Source organism: Alkaliphilus oremlandii OhILAs (assembly GCF_000018325.1).
In the GTDB taxonomy this organism is placed as follows: Bacteria; Bacillota; Clostridia; order Peptostreptococcales; family Natronincolaceae; genus Alkaliphilus_B; species Alkaliphilus_B oremlandii.
The window spans coordinates 924,943-938,289 of record NC_009922.1 but is presented as its reverse complement, the minus strand read 5'-3'; the positions used below and the strand labels follow the sequence as shown (position 1 = coordinate 938,289).

13 protein-coding genes are annotated in these 13,347 nt (G+C 36.8%); 4 read left to right on the top strand and 9 right to left on the bottom strand.

Annotated elements, in window-relative coordinates:
• Window positions 1-12: 12 nt before the first annotated feature.
• Entirely contained in the window at window positions 13-1,365 is a 1,353-nt protein-coding gene (locus tag CLOS_RS04440) for a TrkH family potassium uptake protein (RefSeq protein WP_012158719.1), read from the bottom strand.
• Window positions 1,337-1,840 (bottom strand): hypothetical protein, encoded by a 504-nt coding sequence (locus CLOS_RS04435; protein ID WP_012158718.1) that lies wholly within the window; start codon window positions 1,838-1,840, stop codon window positions 1,337-1,339. Before CLOS_RS04435 ends, CLOS_RS04440 begins: the two co-directional genes overlap by 29 nt.
• Window positions 1,841-2,097: 257 nt before the next feature.
• Between CLOS_RS04435 and CLOS_RS04430 the strand changes: the two genes are divergently transcribed.
• Window positions 2,098-3,483 carry an MATE family efflux transporter gene (locus CLOS_RS04430; protein WP_012158717.1) on the top strand — a complete coding sequence of 462 codons (1,386 nt, stop codon included), beginning with the start codon at window positions 2,098-2,100 and terminating at the stop codon, window positions 3,481-3,483.
• A gap of 87 nt (window positions 3,484-3,570) precedes the next feature.
• Here the strand turns inward: CLOS_RS04430 and CLOS_RS04425 are convergent, their stop codons facing one another.
• The gene (locus tag CLOS_RS04425; protein ID WP_012158716.1) at window positions 3,571-4,506 is read right to left on the bottom strand and encodes a DMT family transporter; all 936 of its coding nucleotides are present in this window, start codon (window positions 4,504-4,506) and stop codon (window positions 3,571-3,573) included.
• A gap of 155 nt (window positions 4,507-4,661) precedes the next feature.
• Entirely contained in the window at window positions 4,662-5,834 is a 1,173-nt protein-coding gene (locus tag CLOS_RS04420; RefSeq protein WP_012158715.1) for a PucR family transcriptional regulator, read from the bottom strand.
• A 97-nt stretch (window positions 5,835-5,931) separates the two neighbouring features.
• On the opposite strand from CLOS_RS04420, the gene CLOS_RS04415 reads away from it, so the two are divergent.
• Window positions 5,932-6,501 (top strand): cupin domain-containing protein, encoded by a 570-nt coding sequence (locus tag CLOS_RS04415; RefSeq protein ID WP_012158714.1) that lies wholly within the window; start codon window positions 5,932-5,934, stop codon window positions 6,499-6,501.
• Window positions 6,502-6,581: 80 nt separating this feature from the next.
• Here CLOS_RS04415 and CLOS_RS04410 read toward each other — a convergent pair whose 3' ends face one another.
• The 4 genes from CLOS_RS04410 to CLOS_RS04400 all read right to left on the bottom strand — a co-directional run bounded on the left by CLOS_RS04410 (window position 6,582) and on the right by CLOS_RS04400 (window position 10,614).
• Window positions 6,582-7,457 (bottom strand): pirin family protein, encoded by an 876-nt coding sequence (locus CLOS_RS04410; protein ID WP_012158713.1) that lies wholly within the window; start codon window positions 7,455-7,457, stop codon window positions 6,582-6,584.
• A 298-nt stretch (window positions 7,458-7,755) separates the two neighbouring features.
• Window positions 7,756-7,893 (bottom strand): hypothetical protein, encoded by a 138-nt coding sequence (locus CLOS_RS15820; RefSeq protein WP_156774395.1) that lies wholly within the window; start codon window positions 7,891-7,893, stop codon window positions 7,756-7,758.
• Between the two features lie 136 nt (window positions 7,894-8,029).
• Window positions 8,030-9,346, bottom strand: coding sequence for a pyridoxal phosphate-dependent aminotransferase (locus CLOS_RS04405; RefSeq protein WP_012158712.1), 1,317 nt, complete (start codon window positions 9,344-9,346; stop codon window positions 8,030-8,032).
• A gap of 188 nt (window positions 9,347-9,534) precedes the next feature.
• The gene (locus tag CLOS_RS04400; RefSeq protein WP_041718987.1) at window positions 9,535-10,614 is read right to left on the bottom strand and encodes an acyltransferase; all 1,080 of its coding nucleotides are present in this window, start codon (window positions 10,612-10,614) and stop codon (window positions 9,535-9,537) included.
• Between the two features lie 299 nt (window positions 10,615-10,913).
• Here CLOS_RS04400 and CLOS_RS04395 point away from each other — a divergent pair, with 299 nt between their 5' ends.
• Complete coding sequence (locus CLOS_RS04395) at window positions 10,914-11,681, top strand: glucose 1-dehydrogenase (protein ID WP_012158710.1); 768 nt, start codon at window positions 10,914-10,916, stop codon at window positions 11,679-11,681.
• Between the two features lie 93 nt (window positions 11,682-11,774).
• Here CLOS_RS04395 and CLOS_RS04390 read toward each other — a convergent pair whose 3' ends face one another.
• Window positions 11,775-12,194: a MarR family winged helix-turn-helix transcriptional regulator gene (locus CLOS_RS04390; protein WP_012158709.1), complete on the bottom strand. Its 420-nt coding sequence runs from the start codon at window positions 12,192-12,194 to the stop codon at window positions 11,775-11,777.
• Between the two features lie 115 nt (window positions 12,195-12,309).
• Between CLOS_RS04390 and CLOS_RS04385 the strand changes: the two genes are divergently transcribed.
• Window positions 12,310-13,302 (top strand): YhdH/YhfP family quinone oxidoreductase, encoded by a 993-nt coding sequence (locus tag CLOS_RS04385; protein ID WP_012158708.1) that lies wholly within the window; start codon window positions 12,310-12,312, stop codon window positions 13,300-13,302.
• Window positions 13,303-13,347: the final 45 nt, after the last annotated feature.

Here is a 13,347-nt window from a genome sequence, read left to right as displayed (position 1 = left end):
TTCTATATAGGGTTAACCAATGATGATTTTTTCTACAGGATTCTTTACCAATACATTGTTTTTATTCTCTGCAACTGCCATAAGTACTGCTAAACTTCCTATTCTTCCGCAGAACATCAGTACAACAATTATAAATTTTGACATACCCACTAGCTGACGTGTTATACCAGTAGACATTCCAACAGTTCCTATGGCAGATAAAACCTCAAATCCAATGTCACTTAGCATTAGCTCTGGTTGAATAAAACTAATGGATAGCATGGCTAGAAGTGCACCTAATATATAAATGGTAACGATACTATAGGCTCTTTTTAATACGCCATTCTCTAATCTGCGTCCAAATATATTTAAATCCGCTGAATTCCTAACAGAGGATATCACTGTAAGGATCGTAATCACAAATGTTGTCGTTTTGATACCACCTGCCGTTGAACCAGAACTTCCGCCAATAATCATAAGGAACATTGTAAAAAGCTTTGAACTTTCCAGAAGAGATGCAGTATCAATTGTATTGAATCCAGCGGTACGAGGTGTTATGGCTTGGAATAATGAGGATAAAACACGCTCTTTCATATTCATATCTGCCAGTAGATTGTTTTTTTCTATGATATAAAATATAATGGCTGAACATAGTATTAGCAAGAAAGTCGTATATAAAACAATTTTAGAATGCAATTGATATTTTTTAAATGCTAATTTGTTTTTATAAACATCCTCCCACACTAGAAAACCAATACCACCAATGACGATCAATGCCATTATCGTAAGATTCACAGCCGTATCTCCGCTATATCTTGTTAACGAGGAATATTGCTCATATCTTCCCATTAAATCAAAGCCTGCATTACAAAATGCAGATATTGAATGAAATATCCCATTCAATATTCCTGATGCAATACCCATTTCAGAACTAAATTTAATAGAAAGTATGATCGCACCCATACCCTCTAACAAAAAAGTTCCTAGCAATATATGTTTTGCCAAGCGTACAATACCACCTATATGAATGCTGTTTACAGACTCTCTCAAAAAGTCCCTTTCCTTAACACCAATTTTTTTCCGTAGCATAAGCAAAAACATTGTGGCTATTATCATAAATCCTAGTCCACCAATCTGAATCAACATTAATATAACACTCTGTCCAAATACAGAAAAATAACTATAGGTGTCGTATACAACCAACCCTGTAACACACACGGCAGATGTAGCCGTAAATAATGAATTAATAAAAGGTGTAAACTCTCCACTTCTAGATGCGATCGGAAGTGATAACAGTCCTGCACCAATCAATATAATGGTAAAAAACGTAATGGCACTTAACTGTGCATAAGTTAATTTAAATTTTGTTCTTATTCTTGTTTCCATCTTCCACCAACCCCTTTATCATTCCAAAAACTTTGTCTATATCATCATATAACAATACATTATGAACGCTGAATTCTTTATACATTTTTAAATTTTCTTGATTGTTGCATAATGCTGTGACATTTGAAATAGAATAAATTTTGAAGCCAATCGAACTAACCGTCAAATTATCTGCATCATTATAGGATAGTGCAAGTAAACACCGATATTTAGTCTCCGGATCAATATAACAGACATCTGTTATTTGCTGATATTCATATCTTTGTGAATTACAATAATCTTCTACCAACTCCGTCAGTTCATTTTTTCCATAGATTAATATCCTATTTTTTTCTTCTCTATCCTTAACCTTTTCATGATATAGATTCTTATTTGAAATACCCACGTTATTTTGTATGAATTGATCAATATGATCCATTATATAATAGCCCAATATAAAAAGAACTATCGTACTAAGTCCTACTATCAGAGTCATAAAATTTGCCTCCTTTCAATAGTAGTTTAATGCTATAGATATAAATTTTGTATTAAGATTTGTAAATTCAGGTTAATATTCTGTTAATACGAAATGGAGATGCTCCGCTTTTAATTGCATCTTCATAACGATTATTTAATCTTGCTATATATAAATTTACAAGATATGATAGTTAGTATAGTTTAAATAATATTTAGACTATTGAAATATTTACATATATATTATGCAGCTTGTTATGCGAATTAGGAGGTAGAGATATGGCAAATTTAAAGGATGTATTTGCTCCCAAAGATTTAACGGAAGGCACACCGTGGAAACGAATTACAGAGTTTGCAATTCCAATGCTCGTTGGTAATATAGCACAGCAGCTTTACAATACAGCAGACTCTATCATTGTCGGTAAATATGTCGGAGACAATGCACTCGCAGCTGTTGGCAGTGCCATGCCCATATTAAACCTTCTACTGGTGCTCTTTGTTGGCATATCTGTAGGGGCAGGTATTATGGTATCCCAATATTTTGGTGCAAAAGACAGGGAGAAACTTTCGCGCGCCATCGGAACCTGTATCACACTGACGGGCATTGCCTCCGTCATCATCATGGTCATTGGGCCCATGGTCGCTCGGCCTATGTTATCTTTCTTGAATACACCGGATAGTATTATTAATTGGTGTACCAGTTATCTAAATATTTATTTCTGGGGAATTGCAGGCTTTGCTTACTATAATATTCTAGCAGGAGTTCTGAGAGGTCTTGGAGATTCCGTATCTGCGCTTATATTTCTCTTGATTTCTACAGTATTAAACGTAATTTTAGATCTCTGGTTCGTTGCAGGCTTTCATATGGGTGTGCCCGGCGTTGCCCTCGCTACTATCATCGCTCAAGGAATCTCAGCAATCCTTTGCGTCCTTAAATTACTTAAAATGAAAGAAAACTTTGATCTCAACAGTAAAATGTTAACTTTAAAGAAGGAATATTCCCATCGATTAATCAAACTTGGACTCCCTTCCGGCGTCACACAAGCGATCTTATCTCTGGCTATGATCGTTGTCCAGTCTCTAACCAATAGCTTTGGAGAAATGGTCATCGCCTGTAACGTGATCGTTATGCGGGTCGATGGATTTGCTATGATGCCCAACTTCTCCTTTGGAGCTGCAATGACCACCTATACGGGACAGAATATCGGTGCTAAAAAAATGGATCGTGTCGATGAAGGAACGAAGCACGGCTTAATACTTGCCCTTAGCGTATCTACCTTAATCACTATTTTAATTTTAATCTTTGGCAGATATCTGGTCAGTGTTTTTACGGATACAACAGAATTGATCGATTTAAGTGTTTATATGATGCGGATTCTTGCGGTAGGATATATTGCAATGGCAGTAACACAGAGTCTATTTGGGGTTATGCGTGGTGCAGGTGATACAATGACGCCCATGTGGATCTCTATGATTAATACCATCATCATTCGTGTCCCTATCGCATACACCATTGCTTATCTAACGAGGAGTGAGGCTTACCCTACAGGAAGACCAGAATCTACCTTTATTTCTCTTCTGGCTTCTTGGACACTGGGTGCACTCATCACTACCTTTTTCTTCAAAAAAGGGAAATGGCGTCAAAAAGCCTTTGCAGATATCTAATAGGAAAGCCATATACAAAGGAATTCACGATTCCTCGTATATGGCTTTTTATCTCGAAATTAATCCTGTTAAAATCTCAGTAGATTCCTATGCCTTCTCCTCTATTTCCACATTGGATTTTGTAGGCTGTATCTGCGTAATAAGAACGGCTGCAAGCATTAGGATACAGCCTAAAATTTCTTTTAAGGACATACTTTCTCCTAAAAGCACCATTCCGGATACCACAGCAAATACAGATTCCATACTCAATATAATGGCAGCAACCGTAGGGTTGGTTCCTCTCTGTCCAATGATTTGGAATGTATAAGCTACACCTACAACGACGATTCCCGTATATAAAATTGGACCTGCACTATTTAAAATAGCAGACATTTCAATAGTTTCCGTAAAAAATGCAATGATTAAAGACAGAATTCCTGCAGTAAAGAATTGGATACAGGACATTTTAAGTCCATTGACTTTCGGTGCAAAATGGTCAATCACAAGAATATGAATCGCCCAAAATACAGTGCCACAAAGTACGATGAGGTCTCCTTTTGATATAGAAAAGTCCTCTGTAAAACATAGTAGATATAAAGCCATTACAGCTAAAATTAATCCGATCCATACATTTTTATCCACTTTCTTCTTTAAAAATAATCCAAGAAGCGGTACTAGGACAATATACAATGCAGTAATGAATCCGGCCTTTCCTGCCGTCGTATATTGAAGCCCTGCTTGCTGAAAGGATATTCCTGAAAATAGGGCTAAGCCACAAGCGATTCCACCGATAAGTAATTCTTTTCTGATTCCAGTCTCAGCTTCAGTCTTATTTTCAGTTTTATTTTCTTCTTCCTTTTTGTTGACCTTATCCGTTATGAGGATAATCGGAATCAAGGATAATGTTCCTACAAGAAATCTCGTCGCTGTAAATGTAAATGGTCCTATGAGTTCCATACCAACACGCTGAGCAACGAAGGAAGTACCCCAGATAATTGCTGTTATAATTAAAAGTATTTCGCCGCGAATTATTTTATTGTTCATACGTCTTCTCCTCCCTCTGTAATTATCCCGTTTATATGATTCGTCCGGATGATCATTACCTTATTATTTTACTATAGATCGCTCCACTTTTCTTTGTTTAAAATAAAAATAATATTGTGTTTTTTTGTATTTTATCCAAGGTGTACTTCGTCCCATTATATATGATATATTTTATAAAGCTTGATTGCCATAGAAAGCTGCTCATAAAATTCTAATTCCTTGTCTTCCATGTGCAGCAATTCTTTTATTTTACCGATTCTATATCGAATCGTGTTTTTGTGTAGGAAAAGACGTTGAGCAGTATCTATGATTTTCCCATCATTTTCAATATAGTTCAAGGCTGTGTGAAACAATTCTGTATGGTACTTTTCATCGTAGCTTTGAATGGGACTTAGTATTCTATTATAAAAATCTTGAATCCAACCATTGTCTGCATTGGGCATCAATATACTGTAAACACCAATATCCTTAAAATAGTTGAAACTATTTTGAGATAATTCTCCTGTCCGTTGGGCAAATATACTTTCATTGATCCCATTCCCCAATTCGCTTAAATCCACATGGACTGTACTTACGCCGATATAATACTGTGAAATATCGACGCCCATTTTTCTCAATAAAGATGGCACATCATGACCAACGGTTTCATTCTGATTCTTATGGAAGGTGTATATCATTAAGATACTGTTTTTATATTTTAATATGGTGCTACTCCGATTCATAATGCTGTTTTTCTTCAAGGCCTCAATCAATGGAATGATTCGACTCTCATCAATCAATCGTTTCTCTTTCATAGAGATCACAAAAAAAGATTCCTTAAAGCTACTATTTATTTCAAGTGCCACTTCCCTCGTTACGGCTTTATTGATATTCATCTTTATGATTAAATCCACTTTACTTTCTAGCAGATCAAAATTCGATATGGACTTTATTTTATCTGCAGCAACTGTAATGATATCCTCAAAGTATACACTGGTATCAAAGATAAAAATGGGTAGGGACTTCCTATTTGCATAATCGATTACCTCCATGGGCAGATCGTCATAATAGATATTTTTTACAGCGAATCCAGAGATATGGCTTTCCTCTAAATATTTTAAAGCGTCTATGATTAATTCTGGCTGTTCCTTTGCAAATAAAAGACTGGTCAGCACAAATTCACCCTTTGTAAATTCACTATCCACAATACGCCCTTCTATTTTATTGGTAAACTCCCAATCCAATATTCCGATTTTCTCTACCGGTTTATCGAGGCCTCGTTGACCTGCAACCAACTTAAAATTTTTAAATATGTCTAACTTTATGAGCTCTAATACCGTCAATCCCATATCCCTTCTCCTTCTGATATTCTGAATTAAAATAATGTCGTAAAAACCACAGGATGCACTTCTATTCAAACTCTAGCATATCATATGGTAAAAGCATATGGAAGGAATGAATGCGATGTATTATAATTATCCCCAATATCCATGCCCATATTACGGTAATTCTATGATCTATGACCCATATTACATGTATACTTACTATCCTTACTCCTACTGGAGTACCATGCCCAATCATCCAGTGCCATGTGAACCACCTAAAAAGCTAAAGGATTATGGGCCGAATCCTTTCGTCACCAATATCGACAAAGCCACTGAGCAAAATGATTATTTTCGTATCGCCCTATGGACAGGAAAATACTTTCAACTCACCTTAATGAGTATCCCTGTATGTGATGATATTGGTTTGGAAATGCACCCAGACGTGGATCAATTTCTCCGTATTGAGCAGGGTCAAGGTACTGTTATGATGGGAGATTGCAAAAATCAGCTGGATTTTAAAGCACAGGTTTCAGAGGATTGTATCATTATTGTGCCTGCAGGCAAGTGGCATAATTTAATTAATACAGGCTGTATCCCTCTAAAGCTATACTCTATCTATGCACCGCCAGAACATCCTCATGGCACAATTCATAGAACGAAAAAAGAGGCTGAAGAAGGACACTCTCATTAATTTTTGTGAAATCCATATACAAAGATACCTTAGGCTAAATTATAAAAACACCATCAGTAGACTGATGGTGTTTTTATAATTTAAAAGTTCATATCGCCAAATTTACCGTTGTAAAAATCCTCTTGAGCCTGCCTTAGTTCCTCTGTCGTATTCATTACAAAAGGTCCGCCTGCGGCAATGGGCTCATTTATTGGCTCACCACTCAGAACAAAGATTTTTCCACCGCCGGCAGGGGCCTCTAAATTGATTGTTCCCTCTTCATTATGAAATAGGACAAAATCACTTTCATTATGAGATTCTCCATTTACATGGATATCTCCATTTAAAATCAGAATTCCCACATTATAATTGCTGGGCTCATTTAAACTAATTTTTTCACCCCCATTTAAATCAACGATATAAATGTTCATGGGACTAAAAGTTTTTGCTGGTCCAGCTACGCCATTGAATTCTCCTGCTACGATGGTAATTGTAGCACTTTCATTATCCATGACCACCTTTTTCATATCTTTATTTACGATCGCTTGATATCGTGGGTTTGTCATTTTATACTGTTTAGGAAGATTTACCCATAGCTGTATCATATGAAAGAGCCCACCGGTTTTATTAAAGGATGCTTCGTGATATTCTTTATGCAAGATGCCCCCACCTGCTGTCATCCACTGAACATCGCCAGGGTAGATGATGCCATGATTGCCTTGGTTATCATGATGTTCAACAGCACCCTCTAAGGCAAAGGTGACAGTTTCAAAGCCTCTATGGGGATGGGCACCTACCCCTCTTGGGGTTTCGCTGGGGAGAAATTCCAAGGGTGCATTATAATCCATTAAAATGAAGGGTGAAAACCTTTCTAGTAAATTTGCTCCAGAAGGAAAATAATTGCTTACATGAAATCCATTGCCTACCCAATGGGTTCCAGGCTTTTTTATACTCATTTCTATAGATCTTGTTTTCATACAAAACCTCCTAAAAATTAATTTTAAAATCTCTTTTTCTTTTGAGCCTATTTCGGCCAGCCCTTTCATTTCGCAGTGCTGTGGTTTCTAACTCCTATCAGTCTTACGCTTTACTTTCTATTTTTCATCCAGCTGTCCAATGGATGGGATTAAACCTAAAGGCATCGTCAAATTACACTACTTCCCATCAATGAAAATACACAGCCTAATATTCAGGCTGAATTTGTTAAGCTTCCTTCCATGACGAAAATAGATATAATAATTAATGGAACTCTATTCTTAATAGTACCCAGCATCCCTAAGAATAAACCATGGAGGAGCATTCCGACTGTATAAGTTTGACATAGGGTAATGCTACAGCCAACACTACACCAGCAGCCCCAATCATCAAATTGACACCGGTCATAATCTTCCCTTGATCATATGGATCTACCAATACACCAATCGTCCCCCTAATAATTCGTCGTATTTCTTCCACCTTTCAATTTTTATATGGGTTCAATAGAGTTCTATGAAATAAAAAAAGTCGATCCCATCTAAGATGGGATTGACTTTATCATTCATCACTTTTATTATCTTTGTGCTTCGTATTGTCTTAAAAGAGTTACAAAAAGTTCAGGAATCTTCGCCATATTTTCTGGTGACTCAACGAAAGAAATTCTGAATTGAGTGCTTCCAGGGTTTTCCTCTCCAGCCTTAATGTCATAGAATCCTTTCATTGGCGCTACTAACAATGTTGTCTCAACGCCATCAATTACAGCAGAACCTTTTCCTGCACAGTATAAAACGAATTCAATTGAATCGAATCCAGGTTTTACAACGTTTCTTACATCAATTACTGAATAGATGGAAGCATCTGGACTTGAAACGATAAGTCCTGGTTCTTGCTCTTTCAAACCGTTGTATACTTTTACGATTTGATCTTTGTAGTAATCTCTTTGTTGTTTGCACCAAGCAAGAATATCTTCCTTGCTTTCGTGAGCTAAAGCTCCAAATATATATTGACCGATTACGTTTGCGCATAAATTTGCTGTATACTCAGCAATTGAACGGTTGCTGAACTCTGGGCTATCTGTGATAACAGCACCAATTCTTAATCCGCAAGCATTCCATACTTTTGAAGCTGTTTCAATACTGATTCTTCTTCCTTCAATTCCTGGAACCTCAGCATCGGTTAATCCCCAAATACTTACTAACGCTTCGTTTTCATCATAATATAATTCACGGTATGCCTCGTCACTTACCATCCACATATTGTATTTAACGCAAAGTTTCGCAAGGTCTCTAAGAATATCGTATGTATAGTATTGTCCTGTTGGATTATCGTAAGGAATTACTAAAAGTGCACCTGGGTTATTTGCTTTAATCATTTCTTCAACTTCTTCCATGCTAGGTAAGCTGAATTTACCGTCTTCACCCATTTTACGCTTTATTGTTGCAGTTTTACGGCCAACTCTTTCAGCAAATGAAATGTAGTTTGTATAAGCAGGATCGATCATCATCAGTGGTTTTTCATCTGTTCCAGCTGGTCCACAAACACCTAAAATTAATAACTCCATACCAGAAGATCCACCATCCGTTACTTGTACATGAAGCTTACTTGTATCGAATCCTTCACTTTTAAGAATATTTTTAAATGCATTTTGAGCTTCAACTGTTCCTGCTGTACCTGAATATCTTACAACACCATTTGCGAATGGACTTTCTGGTGCATTAAGCTCGAACATTCTTTTCATCATGGCTGGATTTGTAGGTAGAGATACGTTTCCGATACCCACGTTGATTACTGCTGCTGGCTTAACTTCGCGTTCATCGTATTTCATTTGGGCCAAACGAACATCAGAAGGTGTTCTAGATTCAAAATGTGCTGATAATACTGGTTTACTCATAGCAATTCTCCTCTTCATGTTATTTTTCTACATATCAACGGAATGTCTCTATGTTTTTTTATAAAAATGTGTTTTACGTAATCAATCTTATTCTATCACAATGTTAATTCTTTTTCATCCAATTATTGAATTATTTATATAAATAATTTAAATGCTATGAATTTTTACATTAGATTCAATTGATTTAATTATCTATCTTTATATCCATGTTTTTTCTGTAGTAATTTTATCTTTATCTGAGATAAAACGATGCTAATGCCCCAGGAGCTCATGAAGATTATAGTACTTTTCACAAGAAATAGCCCGTACAAAGGTACACCATCCAAGGTGACATAACCTTCTAACCATTGGTAGCATTTCATCAAGAAAGGATGAACCAAATAAATAGAAAATGAGTGGGCACTCAAGGACCCTATTAGTGGATGCCGCATCCATGGAAGATTATTTTCCTCAAGTTTTTCCAATAGGATATAGAGCAGACTACTGCTAATAACACCATATACCATAAAAATATACTGAAATATTTTCGGTGAAATCGGTGGCGCTCCTATCGTAATCCTATAATGATCCACTACATAATATACCGCTGCCACTATATAAGCGATTCCCCATAACATCCTTCCTATTTTAGAAAATTTTCGACCTTTTAGGCGTAAATCTGCAAAAACAAATCCAGCTATAAAATAAATCAAATAATAAGGAAATAAGCGATCCCGTAGCGGTAAATTCAGATGTCGAATGAACACCAGATTCAAGATGCCACAAAAAATGAAGGTGATCATGGGCTTATCTACTTTTTTGTAGATCCGTAGCAAGACAGGAAATATGAAATAAAATTGAATGATAATTAGCATAAAATACAAATGATAGCTGGATAATCCCAACAGTGCCTCTTTGAAAAATTGGCCCCACTGCATTCCCACGGAAACATTTAAATATTTTCTATAATTGATTCCTGTGTAGAAGAAACTCCAGAGGAGGTAAGGTATCGCTGCCTTGACCATACGCTTTTTATAGAAAGATATAAAAGAAAATTCTCTTCTTGAATAAAAATAGAACAAGGTAAATCCACTCATAAAAATAAAGCTTGGCACAGCAAATCTAGAAATTGTATTGAGTGCTATTATCCATTTGAAAGTTAAGCTTTCCTTTTGGGGGTATATCCAGAAGGAAGCTGTCACGTGAATCATGATTACCAATAGACAAGAAATTCCTCGCATCAATTCAATTCCATAAAGTTTTTTGTCAGTAGACTTTTCTAAGGACACGGTCTCCACTCCAATTCAGTCGCATAATTTTAATTCCATTATTAAATCCATTATATAATACGAATAAAATTAATAATAGTAGTAGTTTAGTGCCTGACATTAGTAATTTAATCCCATGGTAGAACTAATTTGAAGAGGAATGTACACCTGATAATTCCAAATATGGAGACTGATTTTTTATTGATCGATGTTGGTTATGGATTGAAATCTACACTATAACATAACCTTCTACCTTCTTACCTGTTTGAAAATCGTAAAAATAGGTAATATTATTTATAATAAGGAAAGGAGCTGGTATCATGAGTGGTTTATTTGATTTAAAAGGTAAAGTAGCCTTGGTTACAGGTGCTTCCTCGGGACTTGGTGTACAATTTGCCAAGGCTTTAGCAAGACAAGGGGCAGATGTTGTAATTGCTGCAAGAAGGGTCGAAAAGTTGGAAAATGTGAAAAAAGAAATTGAAGCCATGGGAGTTCGCTGCATGGCGATTAAATGTGATGTATTGATTACCTCTGAAATCACTGCAATGGTTTCAGAAATCAAATCCGCATTTGGAAAAATCGACATTCTGATTAATAATGCAGGCATCGGCAAAGGGATCCCAGCAGAATCCCAAACTGATGAAGAATGGCGGGAAACCCTTCGCATTAATTGCGATTCTGTTTATTACGTTGCAAGAGAAGTCGGAAAAGTTATGATTGAGCAAAAGTATGGAAAAATAGTAAATATCGGTTCTATCCATTCCATGGTAGCAATGCCAGGTTCCCCTATATCGGCTTATTGCACCTCAAAAGGGGCAGTTTTAATGATGACAAAAGCTTTGGCTAATGAGTGGGCTAAATACAACATCACTGTGAATGCTATCGGACCTGCTTATTTCCCAAGCGAAATGACGAAGGATGTAATTGAGACCGAAGGACTTTTAGGTGCGATCCAGATCCTATGTCCAATGGGCAGACCTGGAAGAGAGGGCGAACTGGACGGCGCCATTGTTTATTTTGCTTCCGATGCATCCAGCTATACTACAGGACAGTACCTGGCAGTGGACGGCGGATGGACCGCTATTTAATTGGAGCATAGTTGTAATACCCCATCAATTAGATTTTAAAATGATCAACAGCTCCTTTACCATACATAAAGGAGCTGTTTGTATTTTACGAACTTATTTTGGGATATGGATTATTTTTTGTAATATTTGAGTAAATAAGTGTCTCTCATCTTCCGATAAGAAGGATAAAAACTTATGATTCATTTCACTTACAATTTCTTCAATGTTATGGCGGATATCATCCGCTTGCTCTGTTGTAGTTACAACGATTGTTCTGCGATTATTTGGATGTATGTTTCGTTCTATTAAATTATTTTTCTGCATTCGCTCAAGTATCCCAGAAATAGAAGATGCCTCCAGTACAAGAAACTCCCCGATTTGCTTTGGTGTAAGCTCTCCATGCTCCCAAAGACAGTTCAACACCCCATACTGCGCTGGCGTAATATTGTACTGAGATAGTTTTTGATTAAAATATTGAAACACTGTATTTTGTGCAGTACTCAATAAAAAGTTAATACATTGATGTAGTTCCATGTTTGACCCTCCCTAAACTTATTGACAGTATACCATATTTTTGTTAAAATTCAAGCATGAGAATTATTCGTATTAGGAAATATTCTTAATCAGAATTAAAGTGGAGGGAATTTATATGGAGCAATTTAAGGCAGTCGTTGTGAGAGAGGAAAATGGCATCGTATCTCATGCTGTAGAAAACATTACATTAAATGATCTAAGCTTAGGCAATGTTACCATTAAGGTTGCTTATTCTTCGGTGAACTATAAAGATCATTTGGCCGTAAAAGCAGGGGGTGGCGTTATCCGCAACTATCCTATGATTCCAGGGATTGATTTAAGCGGAACAGTAGTATCCTCTACTTCAGAAAAGTTTTATGTTGGTCAAAAAGTTTTGGTTACTGGTTTCCAAGTGGGTATGACCCATACGGGAGGTTTTTCAGAATATGTACAGATTCCAGAACAGTGGATTGTTCCATTGCCTGAGGGACTTTCTTTAAGAGATGCAATGGTCATCGGAACAGCAGGGTTTACTGCTGCAATTTCTATTGATGCTTTAGAAAAAATGGGGATGAATGTAACCAATCAACCTGAAATCCTCGTGACTGGTGCCTCTGGTGGTGTTGGAAGTATCGCGATCAGATTATTATCCAAATGCGGCTATACCAATGTATCTGCCTTTAGTCGTAAGAAGCAGGAAGAACAGCTGATCCGATCCTTCGGTGCAAAGACAGTACTCTATCCAGAAGACCTTATTCCGGAAAAAGCAAGACCGCTGGGCAAGCAACGATTTCACTTTGTATTAGATGCCGTGGGTGGTAAAGTAGCATCGGCGCTGATCCCACAAATCCATTATGGGGGCAGCATTAGTATGTGCGGCAATGCGGCAGGAATAGGCCTAGAAACAACAGTGCTCCCTTTTATCCTACGAGGCATTAACGCACTGGGAATCGATTCTGTAAATTATCCAATTGAGGGACGGTTGAATATTTGGCAGCGTTTTGCAAAAGAGTGGCACATTATGGATCAGCTTCATGTTCGCGAGGTTGATTTAGATGGCTTAGAAGAAATTTTTTCAAAAATGCAGCAAGGAACTCATGTGGGTAGAACCATCGTTAAAATCAGTTAAAATATCAATTTTAATTGTCAGACAAAATAGCAGGAGATTATCGGA

Bases quoted from the DNA above. Each gene is read 5' to 3' on its own strand.
- CLOS_RS04440 (WP_012158719.1), bottom strand. From the start codon at position 1,365: ATGGAAACAAGAATAAGAACAAAATTTAAATTAACTTATGCACAGTTA.
- CLOS_RS04435 (WP_012158718.1), bottom strand. From the start codon at position 1,840: ATGACTCTGATAGTAGGACTTAGTACGATAGTTCTTTTTATATTGGGC.
- CLOS_RS04430 (WP_012158717.1), top strand. From the start codon at position 2,098: ATGGCAAATTTAAAGGATGTATTTGCTCCCAAAGATTTAACGGAAGGC.
- CLOS_RS04425 (WP_012158716.1), bottom strand. From the start codon at position 4,506: ATGAACAATAAAATAATTCGCGGCGAAATACTTTTAATTATAACAGCA.
- CLOS_RS04420 (WP_012158715.1), bottom strand. From the start codon at position 5,834: ATGGGATTGACGGTATTAGAGCTCATAAAGTTAGACATATTTAAAAAT.
- CLOS_RS04415 (WP_012158714.1), top strand. From the start codon at position 5,932: ATGGAAGGAATGAATGCGATGTATTATAATTATCCCCAATATCCATGC.
- CLOS_RS04410 (WP_012158713.1), bottom strand. From the start codon at position 7,457: ATGAAAACAAGATCTATAGAAATGAGTATAAAAAAGCCTGGAACCCAT.
- CLOS_RS04405 (WP_012158712.1), bottom strand. From the start codon at position 9,346: ATGAGTAAACCAGTATTATCAGCACATTTTGAATCTAGAACACCTTCT.
- CLOS_RS04395 (WP_012158710.1), top strand. From the start codon at position 10,914: ATGAGTGGTTTATTTGATTTAAAAGGTAAAGTAGCCTTGGTTACAGGT.
- CLOS_RS04390 (WP_012158709.1), bottom strand. From the start codon at position 12,194: ATGGAACTACATCAATGTATTAACTTTTTATTGAGTACTGCACAAAAT.
- CLOS_RS04385 (WP_012158708.1), top strand. From the start codon at position 12,310: ATGGAGCAATTTAAGGCAGTCGTTGTGAGAGAGGAAAATGGCATCGTA.